The organism is Hyphomonas beringensis (genome assembly GCF_000682755.1).
GTDB lineage: Bacteria > Pseudomonadota > Alphaproteobacteria > Caulobacterales > Hyphomonadaceae > Hyphomonas > Hyphomonas beringensis.
On sequence record NZ_AWFF01000078.1, the window covers coordinates 1 to 2,509 of the forward strand.

The following is a 2,509-nucleotide window of genomic DNA, read 5'->3' on the forward strand; positions in this document are numbered from 1 at the left end:
ACGCGACGCCGCTCTTCTCGAATGGCGCGAGCTGATCGCCGCCTGAGCCCTGCTCGTCCGCGAAAAGCGGAGACTGGTTCGAGTTAGTCTGACAGCACCGCCAGCTCCTGATGCCTTCTTTTAAATCTTTGTGAACACAGGACGAATTGAGATATTTGGTGTCCGCTGTAATCCGTTTGTGTGACCTGGCTTCACACAGCAAACTTGCGAATAAAGCTATGGAAGTTGCTGATTAATCGCGTAGGACATTTGGTCTGCTCCCAGAAAAGTGGTCCATTATTTGAGTTGGTTCCGGCTTCAGATATGGAGCTGAGACATGGGCAAGAGATCTACGCCTGAAGAGATTATTGCGAAGCTGCGGGAGGTTGAGGTGCGCCTCGCGCGGGGTGAGACGACGGGTCAGGCCGTGCGTTCGATCGGTGTGACGGAGCAGACCTACTATCGGTGGCGCAAGGAGTATGGCGGGCTGCAGGTTGGTCATGCCAAACGGATGAAGGAGATGGAGAAGGAGAATGCGCGGCTTCGCCGGGCGATCTCCGATCTGACCCTCGACAACCAGATCCTTCAGGAAGTCATCAAGGGAAAGTTCTAAGCCCTTCACGCAAACGAGAAGCGGGTGTATCGCATCTGGCGGCGTGAAGGGCTGAAAGTGCCGATGAAACAACCGAAACGTGGCCGGTTATGGCTGAATGACGGCTCCTGCATCCGGCTGAGGCCGACGCACAAGGGCCATGTGTGGTCGTATGACTTCGTCCAGGACCGTACGCATGACGGCAATGTGTTCCGTATACTGTACGTCATAGATGAGTTCACTCGCGAATGTCTCGCCATCCGCGTCGAACGCAAGCTGAACTCCCGCGATGTCCTCGACACGCTGGGCGAATTGTTCGTGCATCATGGCTCGCCGAAGCATATCCGTTCCGATAATGGCCCCGAGTTCATCGCCACAGCTTTACGGGACTGGCTGGCACGTATCGGCGTGAAGGCGCTCTATATCGAACCGGGAAGCCCATGGGAAAACGGATACTGCGAAAGCTTCAACTCCAAGCTCAGGGACGAGTTGCTCGCGAGGGAAATCTTCTTCGATCTCAGGGAGGCCCAGATCCTGATCGAAACCTGGCGGCGGCACTACAACACCGCGGGCCCACACTCTTCTCTGGGCTACCGGCTACCCGCTCCACAAACCATCTTGCCCGCGGCGTTCATACCGCCTTACTGTGAGGAGGTAGCGGCATGAACGCCGCTAAGTGAAAACCGCCGGACTAACAAAACCGGTGGACCACCCCTGTGGGGCAGAGCAGGGACCCGGCCCATTCTTACGTTAGAACTACAATTCCTGGGGGATCAGTAACGCCAGAAATGCGCACCGCCGTTGATAGTGGGATCGATACCGTTGTCGTGCCGGACAAAATGCTTCCGGGGTTGAAACCGGAAATGATAAAGTGACATGAATAAAATGAACCACGAGAACTCAAACAAATTTATAGCCGCAATTAGGCTATATCCTTTGTCGGATAAGACGAGGAGCGGCGTTATTGATGTCGAAGATCGGCACTATGGTTGCCCGCTATTTCTAAAAAAACCTAGTTCGAAAACTGAAGAGCACGGCTTCGATTGCCGTATCTCAATGCTTAACACAGCAATAATCTCAGATGATTTATGGGGCTTATATGAAGTGAGATTTCTTGACCCAGTAGGAGCTACCAAGGCATTTATTGCAGGTCGAGAATTCTATTTGTGGGAAAGTGGCAAGATCGGCGAAGGCATTATCGTATCTAACGAAAATGTTGCGCATGAAGAGGAAAGTGGGAGTTAAGCAAGATAAAGCGAACTTCGCGCCTCGCGCGAAATAACGGCTAATGCCTTGTAATAACGATATTTTTGTTGGCGCCATTTTGGCGCCCTCTGCCCTAAACTCGCCTCCCTTTGGCACCCTCTGTACGTATAGTGTCAGACGCGGTTCTGAACGGTCCTTGCAAGGCCGGGCATTGTCAGAGCAAACGGGCTTGAGGCGTAGGGCAGGGGCGTTTAGCCTTGGAAAATGAGCAAGAACCCGTTCCGCTACTTCAAAACCTCGCCCGAAATTATCCAGCTTGCGGTCATGATGTATGTCCGATTCCCGCTGTCTTTGCGGAATGTCGAAGACCTGCTTCACGAGCGCGGGATCGATATTTGCCACGAAACGGTTCCTCAATGGGTGGACCGCTTCGGCACTTATTTCGCGCACAAGATCCGCAAGCGCCGATCGGAGGGCATGAAGCATAGTCCGCAGTGGCAATGGCACCTGGACTAGGTTTTCGTGAAGATCCGTGGTCAGACTCATTGCCTTTGGCGAGCGGTTGACTATGAGGGAGAGGTGCTGGAGTCATTCGTCACGAAGACGCGGGACAAGGCTTCAGCATTGAAATTTATGGAGAAAAGCCATGAAGCGCTATGGTAATCCCAAGGTGGTCGTGACGGATATATGAACATCATATAGGGCGGCGATGAAAGTGATCGGGAGCGAGAG

1 protein-coding gene and 2 pseudogenes are annotated in these 2,509 nt (G+C 53.2%); all 3 read left to right on the plus strand.

Features of this window, described 5'->3' with window-relative positions:
- The first annotated feature begins 316 nt into the window (after positions 1-316).
- Positions 317-1,237, plus strand: a pseudogene (locus HY29_RS16130) (IS3 family transposase).
- A gap of 210 nt (positions 1,238-1,447) precedes the next feature.
- Positions 1,448-1,816: a hypothetical protein gene (locus HY29_RS16135; protein ID WP_034798869.1), complete on the plus strand. Its 369-nt coding sequence runs from the start codon at positions 1,448-1,450 to the stop codon at positions 1,814-1,816.
- 225 nt (positions 1,817-2,041) lie between these two features.
- Positions 2,042-2,465: pseudogene (locus tag HY29_RS19975) on the plus strand (IS6 family transposase); the annotation flags it as partial.
- Between the last annotated feature and the right edge of the window lie 44 nt (positions 2,466-2,509).